This is a genomic window from Flavobacterium sp. UBA2787 (genome assembly GCA_002352205.1).
Classification (GTDB): domain Bacteria; phylum Bacteroidota; class Bacteroidia; order Flavobacteriales; family Flavobacteriaceae; genus Flavobacterium.
This window is the reverse complement of sequence record DEHZ01000015.1, coordinates 44,133-68,157: the sequence shown is the minus strand read 5'-3', so window position 1 is coordinate 68,157 and position 24,025 is coordinate 44,133. Positions and strand designations below refer to the sequence as shown.

Genomic DNA, 24,025 nt, shown 5'->3' with positions numbered 1-24,025 from the left:
CGTTAATCTTGTCCTTCACAATAGACTGAAATGTTTTTATTTTCACCAAAAACCACCAAAATGTCATCTTCATAAATCACGGTTTCCGGTGTGGGAATTCCGATGGTTTCTTTTACAATTGACTTTTTTCCGATTAAATTCGTTTTTTCTTTTTTACGGATAATTGTTACTAAATTCAAATGATATTTGTCGATTGTATTTAATTCGTACAATGTTTTTCCGTGAAATTCCGGTTTCGATTTAACTTCGGAAATGGTATAATTATTATCCAATTGATAGTTTTCTAACGTCGTTTTGAAGTTGATTTGCTTCGTTAAACGATCGGCACTTTCTTGTTCGGGATGGATGATACTGTAAATTCCCATCGCTTCCAAAACCGTATCGTGAATTGGCGATAATGCTCGGCTGATGATTTTTACATTCGACAATTTTTTGATGATGGCCGTCGTAATAATGGCAGCACCCTCATTCTCTCCAATACCAACCACAACTTTATCGGCATCCTTTAATGGCAAGGCTTCATACGCTAATTCATTCGTAGAATCCATACAAATTGCGTGTGAAATTTTGTCTTTGATCAAGTTGACTTTGTCCATTTGCTTATCCACCCCAATCACTTCATTTCCTGTTTCTGTGAGGCTTAATGCTAAGGACATTCCGAAATTTCCTAATCCAAAAATGATGATTTTCATTCTATTAGATTTTAGTTAATTAAAATATTTTCTTTAGGATATTCATAAAACTGATGGTTGATTTGACGGAGCAATCCAATCATTAAGTTGAGCATCCCGATTCTTCCGATGAACATTGTTGCGATGAGAACATATTTGCTTGGTTCGGTTAACGTTGGTGTAAAATTCAACGATAATCCAACCGTGCTATAAGCTGAAAAACATTCAAAAACAACTGAAAGTAAGTCCGTTCCTTTTGGTTCTAAAATCAACAACGATAAAATCGCAAAACCAATTACAATTAATGAAATACATAAAATGGCAAAAGCTCTTGACGTTGATTCGCTTGAAATTCTTCTTCCTAAAAGCTGAATTCTTGTTTTTCCTCTGGCAATCGCAAAAATGTTCAATGTAGCTAATGCAAAGGTACTCGTTTTTATCCCACCTCCGGTTGATGCCGGAGAAGCTCCAATCCACATTAAAAAGATAATAAATAATAAGGTTGGAACGGTAAATTCTGTTAAATCTAAAGTATTAAAACCGGCAGTTCTCGGTGTCACAGCATTAAAAGCAGTCGATGTGATTTTCCCGAATAACGTTTGATGATAATTCATCGTGTTATTGTATTCCGAAATCCATAAGAAAACAAATCCACCAACTAATAAAGCTCCGGTTGTATAAAGAACGATTTTTGAGTTTAATGTCATCACACTCAAATGTTTATGAATTCTTTTTCTGTCAAAAAGTTCTAAAACAAAGATTTTAATGTATTGATAAAAATTAAAAATGATGTTGTAACCCAATCCTCCAAAAACAACCATAACAATTACGACCCACTGCATATAATAATTAAATTGAAGGTAACTTTCGCTCAATCCGGCTGATAATGTTGAAAATCCGGCATTACAAAAAGCAGAAATAGCGTGAAAAATCGAAAAGAAAACCTTGTCTTCAATCGCAGGATTATCAATAATAGAAGAATAAATAAATAATGCACCTACTAATTCTACGCTAATGGTAAAAATCACCACATTCAACGCTGTTTTTAAAACATCTTTTAAAGTATCTTGAGCAATAAAATCTCTCACGTTTAAACCTTCTTTAAACGAAGAACTCCCTCGAAAGAAAAAGGCAAAAAAGGAAGTAAACGTCAAAATTCCCAATCCACCAATTTGAATTAAACTAATGATAATTGTTTGTCCAACGGCGGTAAAATCTGTTGCTGTATCTAAAACGATTAAACCGGTAACACAAACGGCACTGGTGGATGTAAAAAGTGCATCGGTAAACGAAATTCCATTTGTTGTGGCGTTGGGAAGCATCAACAAAAATGATCCAATGATGATGATGGCAAAAAAACTTCCCACAAAAACAATGGCCGGATTATAATACACTTCATAGATATATCGCACCAAAATCATTAATCGAATAATGAAATAAAAGATCAAACCAGCTTCTAAAATGGGTCTGATTTTCTTGAAAACTTCTAAGTAATGAAGATTGATATTGATTATGGAGAAAATGAGTGCGACTACCAATAAAGCCCCTATTATCAAGGAATTAACTAACGCTACTTTTTTCCGTCCGGACGTTTTATAATAAAAATATTTGAAAATATTAAACACTAACAAAGCAATAGTGATTAATACTAAACCGATGAATTTTGGCGTATGGTATTCTTCATGAATGCTGTAACCAAAATCAAATACGATGTAGGTCAATACAATGAGATCAAAAAAGCGGTAGATTATCTTGAGTATTGAATCTTTGTGCATAGTTGAGCAATTAGTGTTTCTTTTCTAATGCTTTTTTTATCGAACGCATTAGTTCTGAACCACCGTTTTCTAAAATTTCAGTAGCACAAAGTTCGCCAAAATTTTGATATAAAGTTGTATTTATCGATTTTTCTATTTCCAGTTTAACTTTTCCGTCTAATGAAAAGAGAACGCCTTTTAAAGTAATTAAATCATCATTAATTTCTGCTAATGCTCCAATTGGTGCTGTGCAACCACCTTCAAGAGTTTTAAGAAATTGTCTTTCTACAAATGTGCAGATTTCAGATTCTTTATGATTTAAATGAGCTAAAGCTTCTTGCGAAAAAGTATCATTTTCCATCGCAACCACCACCATTGCACCTTGTGCGGGTGCAGGAATCATCCAATCGAGGTTGATGAATGTTTCAGGTTTCAAATTGATTCGTTCTAAACCGGCAGCAGCAAAAACAGCTCCATTCCAATTATTATCTTTCAATTTTTGCATTCTGGTATTTACGTTTCCGCGTAAATCTTCTACTTGGTGAGACGGATATTTATTCAACCATTGTGCTTTTCGTCGTAAACTTCCGGAAGCAATTGTACCCGAATTATCTAAAAAAGATAAATCTCCTTTGTGAACCAAAATATCTAAAGTTGAAGCTCTTTCTAGAACCGCAGCCTGCACAATTCCTTTTGGCAAAGCCGTTGGAACATCTTTCATCGAATGAACAGCAATATCTACCTCGCCTTTCAGCATAGCAATATCAAGAGTTTTCGTGAAAATTCCAGTAATTCCGAGTTCGTAAAGTGGTTTGTCAAGAATAATGTCGCCGGTCGATTTTACAGAAATAATTTCGGTTTGATAACCCAAATCATTCAATTTTTTTTCTACCGTATGAGCTTGCCAAAGTGCGAGTTCGCTGTCGCGAGTTCCAATTTTAATGGTTTTACTCATTTTACCGACGTTTCAATTTGAAAAATTTTCTCAATCCATTCGATGCTTTCATCTACCATTGTATTGTCATCTTTCAAATGATTGGCAAAATGTGTCGTGATTTTTTGTATGATTCGGTTACTGATAATTTCAGCCTGATCTTGATCAAAATTGGTTATTTTTTTACGTTGAAAATCCAATTCGCCTTCTTTAATCGAATTCAATTTTTCTTTTAACGCGTGAATTGTTGGAGCAAATTTTCTGGCTTTCATCCACGAAATAAATTCGGATTTTACTTCATCAATAATCGCTTCTGCAGCCGGAATATGTAATTTTCTTTTTTCTAATGTATCGTCTGTCAATTGCGATAAATAATCCATATGAACCAATGAAACGTTATCCAATGTTTTCACATTTTCGTTTACGTTTTTTGGGATGGATAAATCTAAAATTAAAAGTGGTTTTTTCAGATTTAAAATGTCTTTATCGATGGTAGGATTTTGTGCTCCGGTGGCAACAATTAGCACATCGGCTTTTTGAATTTCTAGTTGTAATTCGGTATAATCTTTTACAATCAAATTGAATTTCCCGGCAATTTTTTCTGCTTTATCTTTTGTTCTGTTGATTAGAACAATATGGTCGTTTTTGGTATGTTTTACTAAATTCTCACAGGTGTTTCTACCGATTTTTCCGGTTCCAAAAAGAAGAATGTTTTTTTGAGAAATTCCTTCTACGTTATTGATAATATATTGAACCGAAGCAAAAGCAACCGAAGTCGCTCCTGAACTAATTTCCGTTTCGTTTTTGATGCGTTTGCTTGCTTGAATTACGGCATTTACCAAACGTTCTAAAAATGAATTGGCTAATCCGAATGATTTACTTTCAACAAAGCTATTTTTTATTTGACTGATGATTTCAAAATCACCTAAAATCTGACTGTCTAAACCTGTTCCCACACGAAACATATGCGAAATAGCTTCTTGATTTTTATAAACGTAAGCTACATTTTGAAAATCTTCAACGGTACCAATGCTGTTATCACACATCAATTTAATTAATTGAAACGGATGTTGTGCAAAACCATATATTTCAGTTCGGTTACACGTTGATGTAACGATCATGCTATCTATTCCTTCCAATTTCGCCTGTTGCAAAATATTCGTTTTTGCTTTCGCGTCTAAACTGAACTTTCCTCGTGTCTCAGCATCTGCTTTTTTGTAACTCAATCCAACCGCATAAAAGGTTTGATGTTTCGACAAGTTTAAATTTTCCATAAATACACTTTTCCTATAAAAGTTGAACAAAATTATCATTATCTATTCTATAAAAGTATCGCTCAAAGTACTTTTTGTATCGCTTGAAGATATCCGAATCCAAATTGTGCTTTTCATCGTAATTTCTTTTATATTTGTAGTGTTCTCAGTGCTTTTGAATGCATTTGTTTAGAATAATTCTAAATAAACAAAATTCAAGCCTTCCGAGTTATATACGAAAAAATGTCGCTATGGGTTCTCAAGAAGAAATAAAAATTGAAGATGACTTTATTTTAATCCGTTTTCAAAACGACACTGATGAAGTGGTTCGCTTTGAAAGACAAGTGTCTACGGGTTTAATTCAGTTTCATTTTGGATTAAAAGGAAAAGCAAAATTTATCTTCAATCAAGGCAATTATGCGTTAGAAATGAAGGAAGAAAAATCTCTTTTGCTCTATAATCCTCAAAAAGAATTACCGGTTCATTTAGAAATTGCACCTCAATCTTGGATGATTTCGGTGTTGGTTTCGATTAAGAAATTTCACACTTTGTTTTCTACTGAAGCAGAATATATTCCGTTTTTAAGTGATGATAATCGAGAGAAAAAATACTATGCCGAGGAAAATATCAGTCCGTCAATGGCCATCGTGCTCAATCAGATTTTTCATTACAACCTCAATGCTTCTATAAAAAATCTTTATTATAAAGGTAAAGGTTATGAACTACTTAGTTTGTACTTTAACCGCAACGAAGATCCAAATGCAGACCATTGTCCGTTTTTGATTGATGAAGAAAATGTATTGAAAATTAAAAAAGCCAAAGAAATTGTCATTGCCAATATGGCCGAACCACCAGGTTTACAAGAATTAGCCGATCAAGTAGGTTTGAATTTGAAAAAACTAAAAATGGGTTTCAAACAAATTTATGGCGATAGTGTCTACAGTTTTTTGTTTGATTATAAGATGGAATACGCCCGAAAATTGTTAGACAGCGGAACATATAATGTAAATGAAGTAGGTGTGCAAATTGGTTATAGCACAGCATCGCATTTTATTGCCGCGTTCAAAAAGAAATTCGGAACGACTCCGAAGAAATATTTAATGTCATTGTCGAGTTAAAAAAAATAAATTGCAACATAAAAAATGAAAAAAGGAGTATTATTAGTCAACTTAGGTTCGCCCGAAAGTCCAACCCCAAAAGATGTCAAGCCGTATTTAGACGAATTTTTAATGGATAAATATGTGATTGACGTTCCGTTTTTATTGCGAGCATTGATTGTTCGCGGAATAATTTTACAAACCAGACCCAAAAAATCAGCCGAAGCATATGCCAAAATTTGGTGGGATGAAGGTTCGCCACTCATTGTGTTATCCAAGCGGATGCATAAAAAAGTGCAAGCCAACACAAGCATTCCCGTAAGTTTAGCGATGCGTTACGGCAAACCAAGCATTGAATCCGGATTACAAGAATTACATGATCAAGGCGTTACCGAAGTGATGCTTTTTCCATTGTATCCGCAACATGCAATGGCTTCAACCGTGACCATTTTAGTTTTGGCAGAGGAAATTCGTAAAAAGAAATTCCCAAATATGAATTTCACGATTCTTCCGGCTTTTTACAACCAAAAAGATTACATCCGGGATTTATCTAATTCCATCAAAAAACATTTGGAAGATTTTGAATACGATCATTTATTGTTTTCGTATCACGGAATTCCGGAACGTCATATTCGCAAAACCGATGTAACCAAAAGTCATTGCAAAATTGATGGTTCGTGTTGTAATACACCTTCACCGGCACACGAATTCTGCTACCGTCATCAATGTTATGAAACCACCAAACAAGTGGTCGAGTTTTTAGGAATTCCGGAAGGAAAATACAGCCAAACTTTTCAATCGCGTTTAGCCGGAGACAAATGGTTAACTCCATATACCGATGTGGAAATCAACAAAATGCCTGAAAAAGGAATTAAAAAGTTAGCCGTTGTTACACCTGCGTTCGTATCTGATTGTTTAGAAACGTTAGAGGAAATTGCCATGGAAGCCAATCATGAATTTAAAGAGCATGGCGGCGAAGAATTTTTAGCAATCCCCTGTTTAAACGACGACGACGATTGGTGTAAAACCTTGAGTCGATGGATTGACCAATGGGCTTTTGCTCAAACAGAATCCGCAAAATAATGGCACAATCATCAGGAGCTTTAGGCACAGATGACATTAAACAATTGTTGATAAAACAAGCTGTTCCGGCCTCTATTGGTATTTTATTTATGTCGGTTAACATTTTAGTCGACACCATTTTTGTAGGTCAATGGATTGGATCCTTGGCCATTGCTGCAGTTACTGTAGTTTTACCGATTACCTTTTTAATTTCTTCGTTAGGAATGGCAATTGGAATTGGCGGAAGTTCCATCATTTCAAGAGCTTTAGGAGGAAAAGACAAAGAAAAAGCCTATCGAACTTTTGGAAATCAAATCATGATGACCTTAGTTTTAGCGTTGTTTTTTGTGTTGATTGGATTTTTGTTTTCCGATGAAATTCTGCTTCTTTTTGGAGCGAATGGTGATATTATGAAACCAGCCAAAGAATTTTTTATTCCTGTTTTAATCGGCGTTCCGTTTTTGGCACTTTGTATGATGGGAAACAATGTGATTCGTGCCGAAGGAAAAGCCAAATTTGCCATGACGGCGATGATCATTCCGGCATTTGGAAACATCATTTTAGACATCATTTTCATCAAATTTTTAGATATGGGAATGTTCGGAGCGGCTTTGGCCACTACGATTTCCTATTTTATGTGTTTTGTTTTTATTCTATGGTTTTTCATCAAAAAAAGTGAATTAAAACCATCGCTTCATCATTACAAATTTGATTTATCGATTGTAAAAGAAATTTCTTCACTTGGATTGGTGACATTTTCACGTCAAGGTGTCGTGAGTATTCTAGCCATCATCATCAATCATACTTTGTTTACATATGGTGGCGAACATTCTGTCGTTGTTTACGGAATTATCAGTCGAATGTTGATGTTTGCTTTGTTTCCAATTTTGGGAATTACACACGGATTTTTACCGATTGCCGGATACAATTATGGTGCGGAAAATTACAATCGAGTGAAAGAAACAATTTCAATTTCAATAAAATATGCCGCTATTTTGGCGACATTTATATTCATTTTAATTTTAGTTTTTGCCAAACCAATCGTATCAGTTTTTACAAACGATGCCGATGTAATTGCCGAAACTCCTGATGCGTTGCGATGGGTTTTTGCCGCTTCACCGATTATTGCTTTGCAACTGATTGGAGCTGCCTATTTTCAAGCTGCAGGAAAAGCAATTCCGGCATTATTACTCACGTTGACAAAACAAGGATTTTTTCTGATTCCGCTTGTGCTTATTTTGCCGAATTATTTTGGTATTTTTGGAGTATGGGTCGCTTTTCCGATTGCAGATATTTTATCAACGATAATCACGGCCTACTTTTTGCGGAGAGAAATGACCACTAAACTGATTGAAAAACCGGATGGAATTTTATAACTACATCAAAGCTTTACACCTCATCTTTGTCATTACTTGGTTTGCCGGGCTGTTTTACATTGTTCGATTGTTCGTGTATCACGCCGAAGCCAAACAGAAACCTGAACCGGAACAAAGCATTTTAATCAAACAATACCAATTAATGCAATATCGATTGTGGTACATCATTACTTGGCCAAGTGCGGTTTTAGCCAGCATTTTTGCTTTTTGGTTATTACATTTAATTCCCGCTTGGTTAGAACAAGATTGGATGATTGTTAAATTAGGATTTGTGGTTTTATTATATGCTTATCATATCAAATGCCATCTCATTTTTAAACAATTACAACAAAATGAAGTTAAAAACAGTTCTAATTTTTTCCGTTTATGGAATGAGGGAGCGACATTAATTTTGTTTGCAGTTGTGTTTTTAGTGATTTTAAAAAATGCTATTAATTGGATTTATGGCGTAATCGGAATTTTTGTTTTTTCGATTATGATTATGATTGGATTTAAATTGTATAAACGAATTAGAGAACGAAAGCAGTGAGTTTTTCTAAAAAAATAAGTAAGCTTTCACTTCGGGTTAGAATTTTCATTTCGATGATTTTTCTAACTGTTATTTCCTCTATTTTGATTGCTTCGGTTTCTATTATTCAATTTAGAAATGAAGCCAAAGATTACCATCAGGAAAGATTGGAACGAAAAGAAACGGCGATAAAAGAAAACATCAATTACATTCTAAAAAACACCACTTATCCGTTAACAACCGAAAATATTCCGCTTATTTTTTCCGAAAGAGATAAAATTCATGAACTTTCTGATATTCATGCCTTAGAAATTAATTTTTATGATTTGAATGGTAAACTTTTAAAATCATCAAAATCTTCTTTTGCGATAGATGACGAACCAAAATCAATTGAAAATTATATTGTTCGGCTTGTGCAATCAAGTATGGATAAAAGATATGTGGAAGTGAACAAAATTAATGGCATCAAAAATTTATCTTCTTACAGTGAAATCAAAGATTTACAATTTAAACCTTTAGCCATTTTGAACCTTCCGTACATTGAAGACGATGGTTATTATGAACGTGAATTGCGGAAATTTATGATCCGATTCGGACAAGTGTATGCTTTTATGCTCCTGCTTTCGGGAGTTTTGGCTTATTTTTTATCTAGTTTTATTACAAAATCTATTAAAACAATTTCTGATAAGTTAACCGAGACGCAATTGAACAAAAAAAATGAAAAAATTGAATTAGAAACCAGCAGCAGAGAAATAGGATTGCTCGTTGAAGCCTACAACAACATGGTGGATGAATTGGAGGAAAGTGCTGTGAAATTAGCACAAGGCGAACGAGAACAAGCTTGGCGGGAAATGGCAAAACAAGTTGCACACGAAGTGAAAAATCCACTAACGCCAATGCGATTGACGGTGCAAAGTTTTCAAAGAAAATTTGATGAAAACGATCCAAACATCAAACAAAAATTAGATGACTATACCAAAACGCTATTACAACAAATCGACATAATGAGTTCGGTAGCCAATGCGTTTTCAAATTTTGCATCGATGCCGGCACAACAAAATGAATTGATAAATGTAGTGGAAGTTGTTGGTTTAGGATTAGAAATTTTTAATGAAAATTACATTCATTTTGAATCAACTAAAAAAGAAATTTTTATGTTGATGGATCGAACGCAGTTAATCCGAATTATCACCAATTTGGTAAAAAATGCAACGCAGGCCATCACGGATGAAAATCCAAATCCGAGCGTTGTCATTTCAGTTTCTGAAGAAAATTCTATCGTCAAAATTGAAGTAAAAGATAACGGAATTGGCATTTCCGATGAAAATAAAATGTATGTTTTTGAACCTAAATTCACCACCAAAAATAGCGGAATGGGTCTTGGTTTAGGTATCATCAAAAAAATTATCGAAAATTATAATGGAACAATTACCTTTGAATCAGAACAAAATAAAGGCACAACATTTACTGTTTTGTTGCCAATAAATACAAACGAATAACTACAACATTATGAACTACGAAAATATTTTAATCGAAAAAGAAAACGGAATTTCTACCATCATAATTAATCGCCCAACCAAACTAAATGCATTAAACAAAGCTACAATTGAAGAACTTCATCATGCTTTTGATGCCGAAGATAAAGACAAATCGACCCGAGTAATTATCATCACGGGAAGTGGTGAAAAAGCATTTGTTGCAGGAGCCGATATTTCGGAATTTGCCCATTTTTCTGTTGAAGAGGGAGGGAAATTAGCGGCACAAGGACAAAAATTATTATTTGATTTTGTCGAAAATTTATCCACACCCGTGATTGCAGCCGTAAACGGTTTTGCTTTAGGTGGAGGATTAGAATTAGCAATGTCTGCTCATTTCAGAATTGCCTCAGACAATGCCAAAATGGGTTTGCCGGAAGTAACTCTTGGCGTAATTCCAGGTTATGGTGGAACACAACGTTTACCGCAATTAGTTGGCAAAGGCCGAGCAATGGAAATGATAATGACTGCGACGATGGTTGATGCCGAAACTGCCAAAAGTTACGGTTTAGTAAATCACGTAGTTCCACAAGCAGAATTGATTGAATTTACAAAAGGAATTGCTGCAAAAATTACTAAAAATTCTCCTGTTGCCATCGCCAATGCCATTGATGCCGTAAATGCCAATTATAAAGATGGAATAAACGGCTACGAAATAGAAATTAACAACTTCGGAAAATCATTTGGAACAGCTGATTTTAAAGAAGGAACAACGGCTTTTTTAGAGAAGAGAAAAGCGGAATTTAAAGGAGAATAATTACTTCTCCTCTTCCCATTCCGCATAAAACTGGCTCAAAAATGTTTCCATAAAACGGTGACGTTCTTGAGCTAATTTTTTTCCGGTTTCGGTATTCATTTTATCTTTTAGAAGAAGTAATTTTTCATAAAAATGATTCAAAGTGGGAGAATCACTTTTTTTGTATTCTTCTTTAGTCATGTTCAATTTTGGGGAAATAGTCGGATTGTATAATGCTCTGTTTTTAAATCCACCATAATTAAAAGCTCTAGCTATTCCGATGGCTCCCAACGCATCCAATCGGTCCGCATCTTGCACGATTTCTAATTCTTTGGATGAAAACGTTTTTTCAAAATTTCCGCCTTTGAACGAAATATTTTTGATGATTTGAATGACGTGCTCAATAATTTCTTCAGAAACATGTTCACTTTCTAAAAATTCTCTTGCTGTTTTGGGACCTATTTCTTCATCGCCGTCATGAAATTTTGAATCGGCAATATCGTGTAATAAAGCTCCTAATTTCACAACAGTAACATCACATATTTCTTCTTGTGCAATCAAAACTGCATTTTTAAAAACGCGTTCGATGTGAAACCAATCGTGACCACCTTCGGCATGCTGGAGTTTTTCTTTTACAAAAAGAATGGTTTTGTCTATGATAGTCATGAATTATTTCACCAAAGCAGGTTGCACCCATTTAAACACATGTCCGGTTTCCGGAATCACTAATCGTTCAGAAATTTTGGCCATTCTAGCCGGAAGTTTCATCAAATAATCACGGGCTTTTTCGGCTTCATCGGTCAAACCGTTCATTTGATCAATTTTCCATTTATCGATGAGTTTTTGCATAATGTCAACATAATCGGCAGCAGTATAAACCCCAATTCGTTGAGCAGAATCCGAAAATTGTTCAAAAGCTGAGCTTATTTTTTGTCCTGATTCACGTAAAAAATGAGCCGGCATAACAATTTTTTGTTTCATCATATATTGAAAAGCCAACATCATTTCGCTTGGATCAACTTGAAAAATTTGATTCACAAATTCACTATACGCATGATGATGACGCATTTCGTCGCCGGCAATTAATTTGCACATTTTAGATAATTTGTTGTCGCCGTATTTCTTTGCCATTTGAGCCACACGATTGTGCGAAACATACGTAGCTAATTCCTGAAAACTAGTGTAAACAAAGTTTTTGTAGGGATCTTTTCCGGTTCCAATATCAAAACCGTCATTAATAAGGTGTTGCGTAGTCATTTCGATTTCTCGCATGTTCACTCTACCGGAAAGATAAAGGTATTTGTTAAGCAGATCACCGTGACGATTTTCCTCGCCGGTCCAGCTTCTCACCCATCTTGACCAACCGTTTCTTTCTTCATTATCAACGCCTTCTACTTCCATCAACCACGATTCATAGGTTGGCAAAGCTTCTTCGGTAATGGTATCACCAACTAAAGTCACCCAAAAATCATAGGGTAAATCTTTTGCAATTTCACGCAATTCTTTTACTTCTTCAAAAAAAGTTTCCTTTTCAGAATCCGGCAACAAATCGGATGGTTGCCAAATTTGTTCTACCGGAATTAAGTAATCGTTCATAAAAGTATCAACCTTTTTTTCTAGCAACTGCATTACTTCTAAACGAATGTTTTTTATAGACATAATTTTAATTTTTTATTCCGCTAACTACGGCATTTTCTGTTCTTTGCATCATTTCTTCGAACGTCATTCCTTTTACAGGAAAAGGTTCTTGTATTGTAAATGTAATTTTATTTCCTAATCCCATTGGAAATTGTCCAAATCGATTCATTTTCCAAGAATTATTGATTGAAATAGGTACAATATAAGCCGAAGGAGAGTATTTATACAAAATTTTCAAACCATTTTCTGAAAATTTCTTGGGAACACCCGTTTTACTTCGAGTTCCTTCAGGAAAAATAACAGTGGAACGATTGTATTTTTCGATGTACTCGGCCATCACACGAATAGCAGACAATGCTTGTTTGGGATCCTTTCTATCTATTAAAACGGAACCTCCATGCCTTAAATTGTATGAAACACTTGGAATTCCTTTGCCTAGTTCTTTTTTACTGACAAATTTGGGATGCCAATCTCGCATAAACCAAATAATTGCAGGAATATCATATAAACTTTGATGATTGGCAACAATAATCAACGGAACGCCTTGTGGTAGCTTTTCACGATTTTGAAATTCATAGGTAGTTCCTAATAAATGTGTTGTCCGTACTAAGAAAAAATTCAAAATGCTGACACTTTTTTTGTGAGCTTCGTAACCAAACCAATTAAAACAAATCCATTGAATTGGATGGAATATACACAAAAATAACCCAAAAGTGAGGTAATAAATAACCGAAATCGGATATGAGATAATTTTGTGCATTGTGTTTTGGAATCATTGCAAAAGTAATAAATCAAAATAACTTAGCCGATTGCTTTTGTGGAAAAATAAATTATTTACAAATCAAAAAAAAAAGTACTTTTACCAAAACAATTGTATAAAATAAAGCCAAATATTATGAGTTCAGAAAAAGAAGCCAAATTAAAAGCCCTTCAATTAACGTTAGACAAACTAGACAAAACCTACGGAAAAGGCACGGTGATGAAAATGGGTGACAAAGCGGTTGAAGAAGTAGAAAGTATTTCATCCGGATCGCTTGGTCTTGATTTAGCACTTGGAGTAAACGGATATCCTAAAGGAAGAATTATAGAAATATATGGTCCGGAATCCTCAGGAAAAACGACTTTGACGCTTCATGCTATTGCCGAAGCTCAAAAAGCAGGCGGAATAGCAGCATTTATTGATGCTGAACATGCTTTTGATAGAAATTATGCAGAAAAATTAGGTGTTGATATTGAAAATTTAATCATTTCGCAACCAGATAATGGTGAGCAAGCATTAGAAATTGCCGAAAATTTAATTCGTTCTGGAGCTATTGATATTGTTGTAATTGACTCAGTTGCTGCTTTAACTCCAAAAAGTGAAATTGAAGGCGAAATGGGTGATTCCAAAATGGGATTACACGCTCGTTTAATGTCTCAAGCGTTAAGAAAATTGACAGCAACCATCAGCAAAACACATTGTACTGTATTCTTTATCAATCAATTACGTGAAAAAATTGGTGTAATGTTCGGAAATCCTGAAACAACAACCGGTGGAAACGCTTTGAAATTTTATGCTTCTATTCGATTAGATATTAGAAGATCATCGCAAATCAAAGACGGTGAAAATGTAATAGGAAACAGAACTAAAGTAAAAGTCGTTAAAAACAAAGTTGCTCCACCTTTCAGAACTGCCGAATTTGACATTATGTATGGCGAAGGTGTTTCAAAAACAGGAGAAATTTTAGATTTAGCTGTTGAATTTGAAATTATCAAAAAAGCAGGTTCTTGGTTTAGTTATGGCGAAACAAAATTAGGTCAAGGTCGAGATGCTGTGAAAGCACTTATCAAAGACAATCCTGAATTAGCAGATGAATTAGAAGTAAAAATTAAAGACAAAATAAAAGAAGCTGAATAAAAATAAAAACCCGAAAATTTTCGGGTTTTTTTGTGACTATAACGCAACCTTTTTAGTTTTATACCATCTATAAATTATAATTTTTAATTTTATGAAAAAGTTTGTTTTATTAATTTTATTTATCATTAGCTTGATTTCTTGTTCATTGAATGAAGATAATGTTCCCAGTTATCATTATGAAATACTTCCTGTCGATAGTTTTATTGTTCCTGATACATTTGATTTTAGTGCAACACATCAAATTAAATTGTATTACAAACTTCCAACAATTTGCCACTCTTATGGTGGTATATATTTTGATCGATATTTAAATGAACGCACCTTTGCCATTCAAAGCCTAGTTATTAATGAAAATAGTTGTCTGCCATTTGATGAAAATGAAGATAATCTTAGAGAAGTGAGTTTGGACTTTAAAGTAATAAACACAGATACTTATTTATTTAAATTTTATAAAGGAAAAGATGAAGAAGGGAATAATATTTTTGAAGAAGTAGAAGTTCCGGTAAACAGTGATTAAATCATATTAGAAAACCATTGCGAGTGAATCTAGAATTACTCATACATGAATGCAAAAGCAACAATACTAAAGCACAAGAGCAATTATTTAGATTATTATCTCCTAAATTGTTTAGTGTTTGCATTAAGTATTCGAAGAATTATGCTGAAGCCCAAGATAATTTGCAAGATGGCTTTTTAATAATTTTTGACAAAATACATCAATTTGATTTTAAAGGCTCTTTTGAAGGTTGGTCAAAAAGAGTGATGATTAACAACATTCTTCAAAAATACAGAACACAAGGTGTTTTTGAAATTGTATCGGAGAATTATCCCGATGTAGTTGATGTAGAAGTAGATGAAGAAACGGTATCGATGGAATTTTTGACAAAAATAATTCAGGAGTTACCAGATAAATATCGCTTAGTTTTTAATTTGTATGTTTTAGACAATTATTCGCATAAAGAAATTTCAACTATGCTGAACATTTCCGAAGGTACATCTAAATCAAATCTCTCCAGAGCAAGAGCGATTTTAAAAGAAAAAATAGAAAACAAGGCGTCGAATGAAATGAATGAAGCCAAATGAAAGATAAAAAGAATTTAGACCGATTATTTCAAGAACAATTCAAGGATTTTGAAGAAATTCCACCGGAAATTGTTTGGAAAAACATCGAAGCAGAATTAACCAAAAAGAAAAAAAGAAGAATCATCCCGATTTGGTATAAACTATCCGGACTTGCTGCTTTGCTGATTTTTGGGTTTTTAGGAACACGTGCACTTTTAAATCAATCAAAAATTGATACAACTAATCCAATTGTTATAGAAGAGAAAACAAATTCATTGACTAATGAAAATAGTATTGTTGATTCAGATAATAAAAAAAGTGAAGATGAATTGAATTCTTCTGATATTGATTTGAAAAATGATGATTCGATGAACGGAAAACCTTCATTTTTATCAGATGAAGAGGTTGCTAATGAGAATTCTAATCCTGAAAAATCATCCCAAAAAGAAAATCTACATAATAACAATACAAACAACCTGAACAAGAAAGTAAAAACAGAATTAGTTTCAAGTTCTTCCGATAAAGACAAAAAAAGTCTTTTAAAAGAGGAAAATAAAAAGAATTTAAACAAAACAAATAATTCCGAATTAGTTGATAATTCTAATACAAATAATCAAAAATTAAAAACAATTTCTGAATCTGAAGCGGCGATTGTAAACTCGGGTTTAAACAATCAAAAAACAACCGATCAAAAAAATAAAGTCATAGAATCAGAAAAAAATAAAACCGGAATTTTAACCGAAAATAACATCATCAAAAACGATAAACAATTTGTATTAGAAGATCATTCTTCTAAAATTGATAAAAATAAAATCGATTCTACATCTGTTGCAACGCTAATTGCAACAAACGAAGAGTTGAATACGTTGGGAGAATTGCTAAAAGAAAAAGAAAAAGATCAAAAACCTAAAGTTGAACCTAAAGAAAACAAATGGCAAATTACCTCAAATGTTGCCCCTGTTTATTTAGGTTCATCTTCCAACGGTTCTCCAATCGACAGTCAATTTGCAAGTAACAACAAAGAATATCAAAGCACAATGAGTTACGGTCTTGGAGTAAATTATGATGTGAGTAAAAAACTAACTTTAAGAACCGGTATTAACAAAGTTAATTTTGAATATTTAACTAACGGCGTTGAATTTTATGCCTCTTTGGAAGGTAGAGAAATGGCATCGTTAAGTTCAACGAGCACATCAAACGTTGCAACAATCGTTGTGCAAAACATCAACTTTACAGCAGGAGAAACATCAATGGCTTGGACGCAGCAAGGAGCCATAGAGCAAAGTATGGAATATTATGAAATTCCGCTGGAGTTATCCTATAAAGTTATTAATAAAAAATTTGGAATAGATGTAATTGGAGGATTTAGTACTTTATTACTCAACAACAATAGTTTAATGGTAGTTTCCGATGGTTTCTCTGCCGAATTAGGAAAAGCTAATAATCTGAGCTCCGTTCATTTTAGCACCAATGTTGGACTTGGTTTCAGATACCGATTTTGGAAGTCGTTTCAAGCAAATTTTGAACCTACTTTTAAATATCAACTCAATACATTTAGTAGCAACGACGGTGGATTTAAGCCCTATTTTATTGGCTTATATTCAGGTGTAAGCTATCGTTTTTAATATATAAGCTTTATTGGTTTGGCTTATAATGCTTTAGTTTTTAGTTAAGTCCGTTATTACTTTTATTGCCATCAGTAATAACAAAGAGAAAAGAGCACTGCCGGTTTTGGTGCTCTTTTTTTGTATCTTTAACTTTCAAAATAAACTCAAATGAAAACATTTTTAATCACTTTGCTTACTGTTTTTAGTTTTTTTTCTATTCCAAATACAGAAGAAAAAAAAGAAATTGATTCGGTTATTAACCAATGGCATAAGGCTGCAGCCGAAGCAAATTTTGACAATTATTTTGGTTTAATGACAGATGACGCTATTTTCATCGGAACCGATGCATCCGAAAATTGGAACAGAAAAGATTTTGAAGCCTATTCAAAACCACATTTTGACAAAGGCAAAGCATGGACTTTTCACACATTAGAAAGAAATATTTATGTTGATAAAAACAATAAAATTGCATGGTTTGATGAATTACTCGACACCTCTTTCAAAATCTGCAGAGGTTCAGGCGTTTTAGAAAAAGTAAACGGAAAATGGAAAATAAAACATTACGTTCTCTCAATGACCATTCCAAATGAAACTTCTGATGAAGTTATTGCTGTTAAAGATTCTATCGAAAGCAACTACATTCAAAAATTAAAATCAAAAAAATAACACATTCGTAAAACCATACCGAAACTTTTCTCGTAACTAAGAAGAACAAACTCAAAATTCTTGGTTATGAAAATAAATAGAACAGTTAAATTAGTTATAGGAAGTATATTCTCAATACTACTCTTGCTAGTTGTTGTTTTGGTGGTTCACATCGCAACCGCAAAACCTGTTGAAGTTGATAATGCAACGATGCAAATTAGTCGAATTGACTTCAAAGAACCGATTGACTCACTAAAATCAAAAGAAATTCACAGAAACCTAAAGTCAATTGATGGTGTAAAAAACATCAAAATTGTACCCGAAAAAGGCATCGTTGTATATTTCCACGACAATCGAATTGTAAATTCTGAACAAGTATTCACACAACTTTCAGCTAAAGGAAATTACCAAGCAGAACGTCTTGTTGTTTCCGATGAAACAGCTGCCAAAAGAGTTTGCCCAGCGATGAATACCGATAGTTTTAGCTATAAGTTTTCAAGAGGAATCCAACGAATTTTTAATTAATCTTTAATATTATTGTTATGAAACATTATCCAAAATTAGCCCTTTTTGCCCTGTTACTTTCTTCAGGAATCGCTTTCGTTTCCTGTAGTGACGACGACGATGCTACACCGCCACCGGCAGAATTAACTATTTATCAAAAACTAGGCGGAACAACTATGGTATCCGACCCAAACAATCCCGGTCAAATGATTGAACAAGGAAGACTATCGTACCGTTCTGTAGTTGATAGTACAATTGTTTTAATTGTAACCGACATCGGTGCTGGAGCCGAAGGAAATTTAGGTGAGTATTTTGCTCCAATTGTTGGCGAAGTTACAAATGGAAACACGACAAATGTAGCTGTTTTAAGCAAAAGTTTAACCGACTTTTTCTCAGCAAACACAGGCGGTGGTGCAACAAACACCTACACCGGATTAGGAATGGTGGCTGCTCACGATCCTACTCAAAACCCTAGAATGGGAGCAAAAGCAGACAATGGCGATTACGATCAGTTTGTGGGATATGTGGTAGAAGCAGCCTTGTTAAACGGGTTAGACCCCGTTGATGACGCAGAACTGTTAGGTGAAATTGGTGCCGTTCTTGAATCATTAAGAACTCCAATTGTTCAGGATCTATAGACTTCTTTTTTAGATTTTACAATCAATCACCATTCTCAAAAAAATGGTGATTTTTTATTTTTTAAGATTTTCCAGCATCTCAACAGTCATCAAATCCATATCAAAATTGTGTTTCCAACCCCAATCAGTTCGGGCAGCAGAATCATCAATTGAACCAGGCCAACTGTCTGCAATTTTCTGACGGAAATCGGGTTGATATGAAATTGTAAAATCAGTAATGTGCTTTCTTATTTCATCCGCAATTTCTTTTGGTGTAAAACTCACTCCAGACAAATTATATGATGAACGGATTTTAATTTTTTCTGACGGAGCTTGCATAATTTCTATCGTTGCACGTATTGCATCATCCATATACATCATCGGTAAACGCGTTTCTTCCGATAAAAAGCATTCAAATTTTCCATCGCTTAATGCTTTATGATAAATATCTACAGCATAATCAGTCGTTCCTCCGCCCGGTGGTGTTGACCAGCTAATTAATCCCGGATAACGAACGCTTCGAACATCTACGCCAAAAATGTTGTGGTAATATTCACACCACCTTTCTCCCGATTGTTTCGAAATTCCGTAAACAGTCGTTGGTTCCATAATTGTAAACTGCGGCGTATTTTCTCTTGGTGTTGTGGGTCCAAAAACAGCGATACTAGAGGGCCAAAATATCTTTTTAATTTTTCCGGCTTTCGCTAAATTTAATACGTGAAAAAGTGAATTCATATTCAAATCCCAGGCAAAAGCTGGATTTTTTTCGGCTGTAGCTGATAACAAAGCAGCCATCAAATAGACTTCTTCTACATGATATTTTTCAATAATATGCTCAATCTGATTAAAATCCAATGCATTTAAAACCTCAAAAATTCCATCATTTACCACATCATTATTTAATTTTCTGATGTCAGAAGCAATCACATTTTCTGTTCCGTAAAGTTTTCGTAATTGTTGTGTTAATTCGGTTCCTATTTGACCGCACGCTCCTATGATTAGAATTTTTGTGCTCATTAGTTGTGTATTTATGATGCAAATATAACGTTTTCGGAAAGCAAAAAACTGTTAAGAATCGGCTTTTATTTTAGAAAGCTTTAACGAGAATAACCAAGATTCGATTTACCTTTGTATTTTTGAAAATCTAAATTAAATTTGATGAAAATCCGTTTCCTTTTTATCTGTATTACTGCCTTATTTCTTTTTTCATGCGAAGAGGATAATGAGAAACGTTTAATCGAGCAACAAAAAGAAGTCGCCAAAAAGGAAGAAATTTTTAAAAAAATAGACAAAGCGTGGAGTTTTAGAACCATGAATTTGGAATTATCCTCTCAAAATTTAGTGAAAGATTGGGCAGAATGGCGTTTGTTTGTAACCGAATTGCAACAAAAACCAACAAGTTCAATTGGAGCTTTTCAAAAAAAATCGAAAAACTTAACGCAAAAAGCAGATGCTCTTTTGAATACAATTCCGCAGTCTTTATCCAGTCCCGAATTTAAAAGTAGGTTTACTGTTTTGCTAAATAATTTTCGTTCCTTAGAATTATACATTCATTTAGATGCTATTCCTGAAAAAAAAGTAATTGATTTGATTTCAGATATCAATCTGCAATTAGCCTCTATTGAACTGCAAATGAATGAATTAATCAGAAAAAGACAAATCCCAACAGAACAAGGTGAAGCTGATATGATTAGAATGTTAGATACTTCCAGAGCTGTTCGTGAAACACCAAAAAATTTAGACTAATTGAACGTTTCAACTATTTCTTCTGCTTATAATTCTTCAGCAAAAATTATTCAATTAGCTGAAAACATTACTATTCCCGAAAATAAAATTCGAATTAAAGGATTAATTGGGTCATCGTTGTCATTTGTTATTCAATCCTTATTTCAAAAAACAGAATTACCTTTTTTATTACTTTTTAATGATAAAGAAGAAGCAGCTTACTATTTGAACGATTTAGAAAACCTCATCAACGATCAAGATGTGCTTTTTTATCCGAGTTCGTACCGAAGACCTTATCAAATTGAAGAGACCGACAATGCCAATATTTTGCTTCGGGCTGAAGTGTTAAACCGCATCAATTCCCGCAAAAAACCATCGATTATTGTTACTTATCCGGAAGCTCTTTTTGAAAAAGTGGTTACCCGAAAAGAATTAGATAAAAACACCTTGAAAGTGGCGGTTGCCGATCAAATTTCAATTGATTTTATCAACGAAGTCTTATTTGAATACAATTTTAAACGAGTCGATTTTGTATCAGAACCAGGCGAATTTTCAGTTCGTGGCGGAATTATCGATGTGTTTTCGTTTTCAAATGATAATCCGTATCGAATTGAATTTTTTGGAAATGAAGTCGATAGCATCCGAACATTTGATGTAGAAACGCAACTTTCCCTTGAAAAACAGAAGAAAATATCCATCATTCCTAACGTAGAAAATAAATTTTTACAGGAAAATAGAGAAAGTTTCCTCAATTATATCAATCCAAAAACCGTTCTTTTTGTTCAGGAAACGGAAATGGTTTTGAGTCAATTTGATAAATTATTCAATAAAGCTACAGAAGCTTTCGGCAAACTTTCCGGAGATATCAAACATGCTTCGCCGGATGAACTTTTTATCAATCAATCTTCTTTTGTAAAAAAAGCACTTGATTTTTCGATTGTTGAAATTGGATTGAAGTCGATTTTTAAATCCGAAAAAACGATTGAATTTCTTACCAAACCGCAACCGTCTTTCAACAAACAATTTGATTTATTGTTGAATGATTTGAATGAAAATCACTATAACGGAGTAAAAAATTATCTGTTTTGTTCCAATGAAAATCAAGCCAATCGCTTTCACGATATTTTTGAAAGTATTGATGAAGAAAATCACGAAAACATCCGAAAACAATATAAAACAGTTGTTTTTTCACTTTTTCAAGGATTTATTGATGAAGAAAATCAATTAGCTTGCTACACCGATCATCAGATTTTTGAACGTTATCATAAATTCAACATCAAAAACGGTTATTCTAAAAAACAAACCATTACGCTTAAGGAATTAACCCAACTTTCTGTAGGCGATTATGTCACACACATTGATCACGGAATAGGAAAATTTGGTGGTTTGCAAAAAATTCAGGTGGAAGGCAAAATGCAGGAAGCCATCAAATTAGTGTATGCAGATAATGACATTGTGTATGTGAGCATTCACTCGCTACACAAAATTTCAAAATACAACGGAAAAGACGGAACGCCTCCAAAAATTTACAAATTAGGTTCGAATGCGTGGAAAGTTTTAAAACAAAAAACGAAAGCTCGTGTTAAACACATTGCGTTCAATTTGATTCAATTGTATGCCAAAAGACGTTTGGAAAAAGGTTTTGCTTGTGCACCGGACAGTTATTTGCAAAAAGAATTGGAAAGTTCGTTTATTTATGAAGATACGCCCGACCAAATTACGGCTACGCAAGATGTAAAAAACGATATGGAACGCGATCGTCCGATGGATCGATTGGTTTGTGGCGATGTTGGTTTTGGAAAAACAGAAGTCGCCATTCGTGCTGCATTTAAAGCTGTTGACAACGGAAAACAAGTCGCCATTTTGGTTCCAACAACGATTTTGGCGTATCAACATTATCGAACATTTACCGAACGTTTGAAAGATATGCCGGTTACGGTGAATTATTTAAACCGATTTAGAACTGCCAAACAAAAAAGCGAAACATTAAAAGGTTTGGCAGAAGGCAAAGTGGATATCATCATAGGAACGCATCAATTGGTGAGTAAAGATGTGAAATTTAAAGAATTAGGCTTATTAATTATTGACGAAGAACAGAAATTTGGAGTGAATGTAAAAGATAAGCTCAAAACGATTTCTGCAACAGTTGATACATTGACGTTGACCGCAACTCCAATTCCGAGAACGTTGCAATTTTCGTTAATGGCAGCGAGAGATTTATCCGTAATTACAACTCCACCACCGAATCGATATCCAATCGAAAGTCATGTGGTTGGGTTTAGTGAAGAATTGATTCGAGATGCGATTTCGTATGAAATTCAACGAAACGGTCAAGTATTTTTTATCAATAATCGTATCGAAAATATTAAAGAAGTGGCCGGAATGATTCAACGACTTGTACCTGATGCTCGCGTTGGTATTGGTCACGGACAATTAGACGGCAAAAAGTTAGAAGAATTGATGTTGGCTTTTATGAACGGTGAATTTGATGTATTGGTTGCCACAACTATTATCGAAAGCGGTTTGGATGTGCCGAATGCCAACACGATTTTTATCAACAATGCCAATAATTTTGGTTTATCCGATTTGCATCAAATGCGAGGTCGTGTGGGTCGAAGCAATAAAAAAGCGTTTTGTTATTTCATCACACCTCCACAATCTGTCATGACGGAAGATGCACGAAAAAGAATCAATGCGTTAACGCAATTTAGCGAGTTGGGAAGTGGTTTCAACATTGCGATGAAAGATTTAGAAATTCGTGGAGCCGGTGATTTATTGGGTGGCGAACAAAGTGGTTTTATCAACGAAATAGGTTTTGACACCTATCAAAAAATCATGAACGAAGCCATTGAAGAATTAAAAGAAAACGAATTCAAAGAATTGTATCACGAAGAAAATGATATTGAAACCAAAGAATTTGTAAAAGATCTTCAAATTGATACGGATTTCGAATTATTGTTTCCGGATGATTACATCAACAGTGTCAACGAGCGATTAAATTTATACAACGAACTTGGAAGTGTAAAAGATGAAGATGGTTTATTAACCTACGAACAAAAACTAATTGACCGTTTTGGTCCGTTACCTAAAGAAGCTCAAGCGTTGCTGAACAGTATCCGCATCAAATGGATAGCTACACGATTAGGTATCGAAAAACTCATCATGAAACAAGGCAAAATGATTGGCTATTTTGTAGGCGATCAACAGAGTGATTATTATCAATCTTCGCGATTCAGAAAGGTGTTGCAGTTTGTTCAATTGCACGGAAACCTTTGCAAAATGAAAGAGAAAGAAACCAAAAGCGGGCTGCGTTTGTTGTTGACTTTTGAGAATGTAAAATCGATTAGGAAGGCGTTGGAATTTATGGAGTTGATGGGAAGGTAATTTTTAGATTAGAATAATCT

General features: G+C 34.1%; 23 protein-coding genes. 15 read left to right on the top strand and 8 right to left on the bottom strand.

What is annotated here, in order from left to right; all coding sequences use genetic code 11:
• Positions 1-2: 2 nt before the first annotated feature.
• The 4 genes from B4N66_RS13495 to hemA are packed head-to-tail and all read right to left on the bottom strand — an operon-like array spanning position 3 to position 4,633.
• The gene (locus B4N66_RS13495) at positions 3-692 is read right to left on the bottom strand and encodes a potassium channel family protein (RefSeq protein WP_291095367.1); all 690 of its coding nucleotides are present in this window, start codon (positions 690-692) and stop codon (positions 3-5) included.
• Positions 693-703: 11 nt separating this feature from the next.
• Positions 704-2,446 carry a TrkH family potassium uptake protein gene (locus B4N66_RS13490; protein ID WP_291095366.1) on the bottom strand — a complete coding sequence of 581 codons (1,743 nt, stop codon included), beginning with the start codon at positions 2,444-2,446 and terminating at the stop codon, positions 704-706.
• Positions 2,447-2,456: 10 nt separating this feature from the next.
• Entirely contained in the window at positions 2,457-3,380 is a 924-nt protein-coding gene (gene hemC / locus B4N66_RS13485; protein WP_291095365.1) for a hydroxymethylbilane synthase, read from the bottom strand.
• Entirely contained in the window at positions 3,377-4,633 is a 1,257-nt protein-coding gene (gene hemA, locus B4N66_RS13480) for a glutamyl-tRNA reductase (RefSeq protein ID WP_291095364.1), read from the bottom strand. Before hemA ends, hemC begins: the two co-directional genes overlap by 4 nt.
• Positions 4,634-4,863: 230 nt before the next feature.
• On the opposite strand from hemA, the gene B4N66_RS13475 reads away from it, so the two are divergent.
• The 6 genes from B4N66_RS13475 to B4N66_RS13450 are packed head-to-tail and all read left to right on the top strand — an operon-like array spanning position 4,864 to position 10,947.
• Positions 4,864-5,730, top strand: a complete 867-nt coding sequence (locus B4N66_RS13475) for an AraC family transcriptional regulator (protein WP_248436207.1) — start codon at positions 4,864-4,866, stop codon at positions 5,728-5,730.
• A gap of 24 nt (positions 5,731-5,754) precedes the next feature.
• Complete coding sequence (hemH, locus tag B4N66_RS13470; protein ID WP_291095363.1) at positions 5,755-6,792, top strand: ferrochelatase; 1,038 nt, start codon at positions 5,755-5,757, stop codon at positions 6,790-6,792.
• Positions 6,792-8,147 (top strand): MATE family efflux transporter, encoded by a 1,356-nt coding sequence (locus tag B4N66_RS13465; protein WP_291095362.1) that lies wholly within the window; start codon positions 6,792-6,794, stop codon positions 8,145-8,147. Before hemH ends, B4N66_RS13465 begins: the two co-directional genes overlap by 1 nt.
• The gene (locus B4N66_RS13460) at positions 8,134-8,676 is read left to right on the top strand and encodes a CopD family protein (RefSeq protein ID WP_291095361.1); all 543 of its coding nucleotides are present in this window, start codon (positions 8,134-8,136) and stop codon (positions 8,674-8,676) included. Before B4N66_RS13465 ends, B4N66_RS13460 begins: the two co-directional genes overlap by 14 nt.
• A gap of 53 nt (positions 8,677-8,729) precedes the next feature.
• A complete protein-coding gene (locus B4N66_RS13455; protein ID WP_291095360.1) occupies positions 8,730-10,154 on the top strand; it encodes a sensor histidine kinase in 1,425 nt (474 codons plus the stop codon).
• Positions 10,155-10,164: 10 nt separating this feature from the next.
• Positions 10,165-10,947: an enoyl-CoA hydratase/isomerase family protein gene (locus B4N66_RS13450; RefSeq protein ID WP_291095359.1), complete on the top strand. Its 783-nt coding sequence runs from the start codon at positions 10,165-10,167 to the stop codon at positions 10,945-10,947.
• On the opposite strand, the gene B4N66_RS13445 is transcribed toward B4N66_RS13450, so the two are convergent.
• The 3 genes from B4N66_RS13445 to B4N66_RS13435 are packed head-to-tail and all read right to left on the bottom strand — an operon-like array spanning position 10,948 to position 13,324.
• Positions 10,948-11,592, bottom strand: coding sequence for an HD domain-containing protein (locus tag B4N66_RS13445; protein ID WP_291095358.1), 645 nt, complete (start codon positions 11,590-11,592; stop codon positions 10,948-10,950).
• Positions 11,593-11,595: 3 nt separating this feature from the next.
• On the bottom strand, positions 11,596-12,585 hold the full coding sequence (locus B4N66_RS13440; protein ID WP_248436326.1) for an acyl-ACP desaturase: 990 nt from the start codon (positions 12,583-12,585) through the stop codon (positions 11,596-11,598).
• 4 nt (positions 12,586-12,589) lie between these two features.
• Positions 12,590-13,324, bottom strand: a complete 735-nt coding sequence (locus B4N66_RS13435) for a lysophospholipid acyltransferase family protein (RefSeq protein ID WP_291095357.1) — start codon at positions 13,322-13,324, stop codon at positions 12,590-12,592.
• A gap of 135 nt (positions 13,325-13,459) precedes the next feature.
• Here B4N66_RS13435 and recA point away from each other — a divergent pair, with 135 nt between their 5' ends.
• From recA to B4N66_RS13400, 7 genes are all read left to right on the top strand, one after another.
• Complete coding sequence (recA, locus tag B4N66_RS13430) at positions 13,460-14,461, top strand: recombinase RecA (protein WP_291095356.1); 1,002 nt, start codon at positions 13,460-13,462, stop codon at positions 14,459-14,461.
• Between the two features lie 91 nt (positions 14,462-14,552).
• Positions 14,553-14,978: a hypothetical protein gene (locus tag B4N66_RS13425; RefSeq protein WP_291095355.1), complete on the top strand. Its 426-nt coding sequence runs from the start codon at positions 14,553-14,555 to the stop codon at positions 14,976-14,978.
• A 23-nt stretch (positions 14,979-15,001) separates the two neighbouring features.
• On the top strand, positions 15,002-15,544 hold the full coding sequence (locus B4N66_RS13420) for an RNA polymerase sigma factor (RefSeq protein WP_291095354.1): 543 nt from the start codon (positions 15,002-15,004) through the stop codon (positions 15,542-15,544).
• The gene (locus B4N66_RS13415) at positions 15,541-17,148 is read left to right on the top strand and encodes a hypothetical protein (RefSeq protein ID WP_291095353.1); all 1,608 of its coding nucleotides are present in this window, start codon (positions 15,541-15,543) and stop codon (positions 17,146-17,148) included. The genes B4N66_RS13420 and B4N66_RS13415 overlap by 4 nt, the downstream gene beginning before the upstream one ends.
• Before the next feature lie 150 nt (positions 17,149-17,298).
• Positions 17,299-17,796: a nuclear transport factor 2 family protein gene (locus tag B4N66_RS13410; protein ID WP_291095352.1), complete on the top strand. Its 498-nt coding sequence runs from the start codon at positions 17,299-17,301 to the stop codon at positions 17,794-17,796.
• A 66-nt stretch (positions 17,797-17,862) separates the two neighbouring features.
• The gene (locus tag B4N66_RS13405) at positions 17,863-18,300 is read left to right on the top strand and encodes a hypothetical protein (protein ID WP_291095351.1); all 438 of its coding nucleotides are present in this window, start codon (positions 17,863-17,865) and stop codon (positions 18,298-18,300) included.
• 17 nt (positions 18,301-18,317) lie between these two features.
• Complete coding sequence (locus B4N66_RS13400) at positions 18,318-18,917, top strand: hypothetical protein (RefSeq protein WP_291095350.1); 600 nt, start codon at positions 18,318-18,320, stop codon at positions 18,915-18,917.
• A gap of 54 nt (positions 18,918-18,971) precedes the next feature.
• On the opposite strand, the gene B4N66_RS13395 is transcribed toward B4N66_RS13400, so the two are convergent.
• Positions 18,972-19,913, bottom strand: coding sequence for an L-threonine 3-dehydrogenase (locus tag B4N66_RS13395; protein WP_291095349.1), 942 nt, complete (start codon positions 19,911-19,913; stop codon positions 18,972-18,974).
• A gap of 141 nt (positions 19,914-20,054) precedes the next feature.
• Between B4N66_RS13395 and B4N66_RS13390 the strand changes: the two genes are divergently transcribed.
• Together B4N66_RS13390 and mfd are read left to right on the top strand one after the other, a co-directional pair.
• Positions 20,055-20,642: a hypothetical protein gene (locus tag B4N66_RS13390; RefSeq protein ID WP_291095348.1), complete on the top strand. Its 588-nt coding sequence runs from the start codon at positions 20,055-20,057 to the stop codon at positions 20,640-20,642.
• A 45-nt stretch (positions 20,643-20,687) separates the two neighbouring features.
• The gene (mfd, locus tag B4N66_RS13385; protein ID WP_414654159.1) at positions 20,688-24,005 is read left to right on the top strand and encodes a transcription-repair coupling factor; all 3,318 of its coding nucleotides are present in this window, start codon (positions 20,688-20,690) and stop codon (positions 24,003-24,005) included.
• Positions 24,006-24,025: the final 20 nt, after the last annotated feature.

Bases quoted from the DNA above. Each gene is read 5' to 3' on its own strand.
- B4N66_RS13460 (WP_291095361.1), top strand. From the start codon at position 8,134: ATGGAATTTTATAACTACATCAAAGCTTTACACCTCATCTTTGTCATT.
- B4N66_RS13475 (WP_248436207.1), top strand. From the start codon at position 4,864: ATGGGTTCTCAAGAAGAAATAAAAATTGAAGATGACTTTATTTTAATC.
- B4N66_RS13425 (WP_291095355.1), top strand. From the start codon at position 14,553: ATGAAAAAGTTTGTTTTATTAATTTTATTTATCATTAGCTTGATTTCT.
- recA (WP_291095356.1), top strand. From the start codon at position 13,460: ATGAGTTCAGAAAAAGAAGCCAAATTAAAAGCCCTTCAATTAACGTTA.
- B4N66_RS13400 (WP_291095350.1), top strand. From the start codon at position 18,318: ATGAAACATTATCCAAAATTAGCCCTTTTTGCCCTGTTACTTTCTTCA.
- B4N66_RS13490 (WP_291095366.1), bottom strand. From the start codon at position 2,446: ATGCACAAAGATTCAATACTCAAGATAATCTACCGCTTTTTTGATCTC.
- B4N66_RS13415 (WP_291095353.1), top strand. From the start codon at position 15,541: ATGAAAGATAAAAAGAATTTAGACCGATTATTTCAAGAACAATTCAAG.
- B4N66_RS13450 (WP_291095359.1), top strand. From the start codon at position 10,165: ATGAACTACGAAAATATTTTAATCGAAAAAGAAAACGGAATTTCTACC.
- B4N66_RS13395 (WP_291095349.1), bottom strand. From the start codon at position 19,913: ATGAGCACAAAAATTCTAATCATAGGAGCGTGCGGTCAAATAGGAACC.
- B4N66_RS13405 (WP_291095351.1), top strand. From the start codon at position 17,863: ATGAAAATAAATAGAACAGTTAAATTAGTTATAGGAAGTATATTCTCA.
- hemC (WP_291095365.1), bottom strand. From the start codon at position 3,380: ATGAGTAAAACCATTAAAATTGGAACTCGCGACAGCGAACTCGCACTT.
- B4N66_RS13390 (WP_291095348.1), top strand. From the start codon at position 20,055: ATGAAAATCCGTTTCCTTTTTATCTGTATTACTGCCTTATTTCTTTTT.
- B4N66_RS13435 (WP_291095357.1), bottom strand. From the start codon at position 13,324: ATGCACAAAATTATCTCATATCCGATTTCGGTTATTTATTACCTCACT.
- B4N66_RS13465 (WP_291095362.1), top strand. From the start codon at position 6,792: ATGGCACAATCATCAGGAGCTTTAGGCACAGATGACATTAAACAATTG.
- hemH (WP_291095363.1), top strand. From the start codon at position 5,755: ATGAAAAAAGGAGTATTATTAGTCAACTTAGGTTCGCCCGAAAGTCCA.
- B4N66_RS13440 (WP_248436326.1), bottom strand. From the start codon at position 12,585: ATGTCTATAAAAAACATTCGTTTAGAAGTAATGCAGTTGCTAGAAAAA.
- B4N66_RS13495 (WP_291095367.1), bottom strand. From the start codon at position 692: ATGAAAATCATCATTTTTGGATTAGGAAATTTCGGAATGTCCTTAGCA.
- hemA (WP_291095364.1), bottom strand. From the start codon at position 4,633: ATGGAAAATTTAAACTTGTCGAAACATCAAACCTTTTATGCGGTTGGA.
- B4N66_RS13410 (WP_291095352.1), top strand. From the start codon at position 17,299: ATGAAAACATTTTTAATCACTTTGCTTACTGTTTTTAGTTTTTTTTCT.
- B4N66_RS13455 (WP_291095360.1), top strand. From the start codon at position 8,730: ATGATTTTTCTAACTGTTATTTCCTCTATTTTGATTGCTTCGGTTTCT.
- B4N66_RS13445 (WP_291095358.1), bottom strand. From the start codon at position 11,592: ATGACTATCATAGACAAAACCATTCTTTTTGTAAAAGAAAAACTCCAG.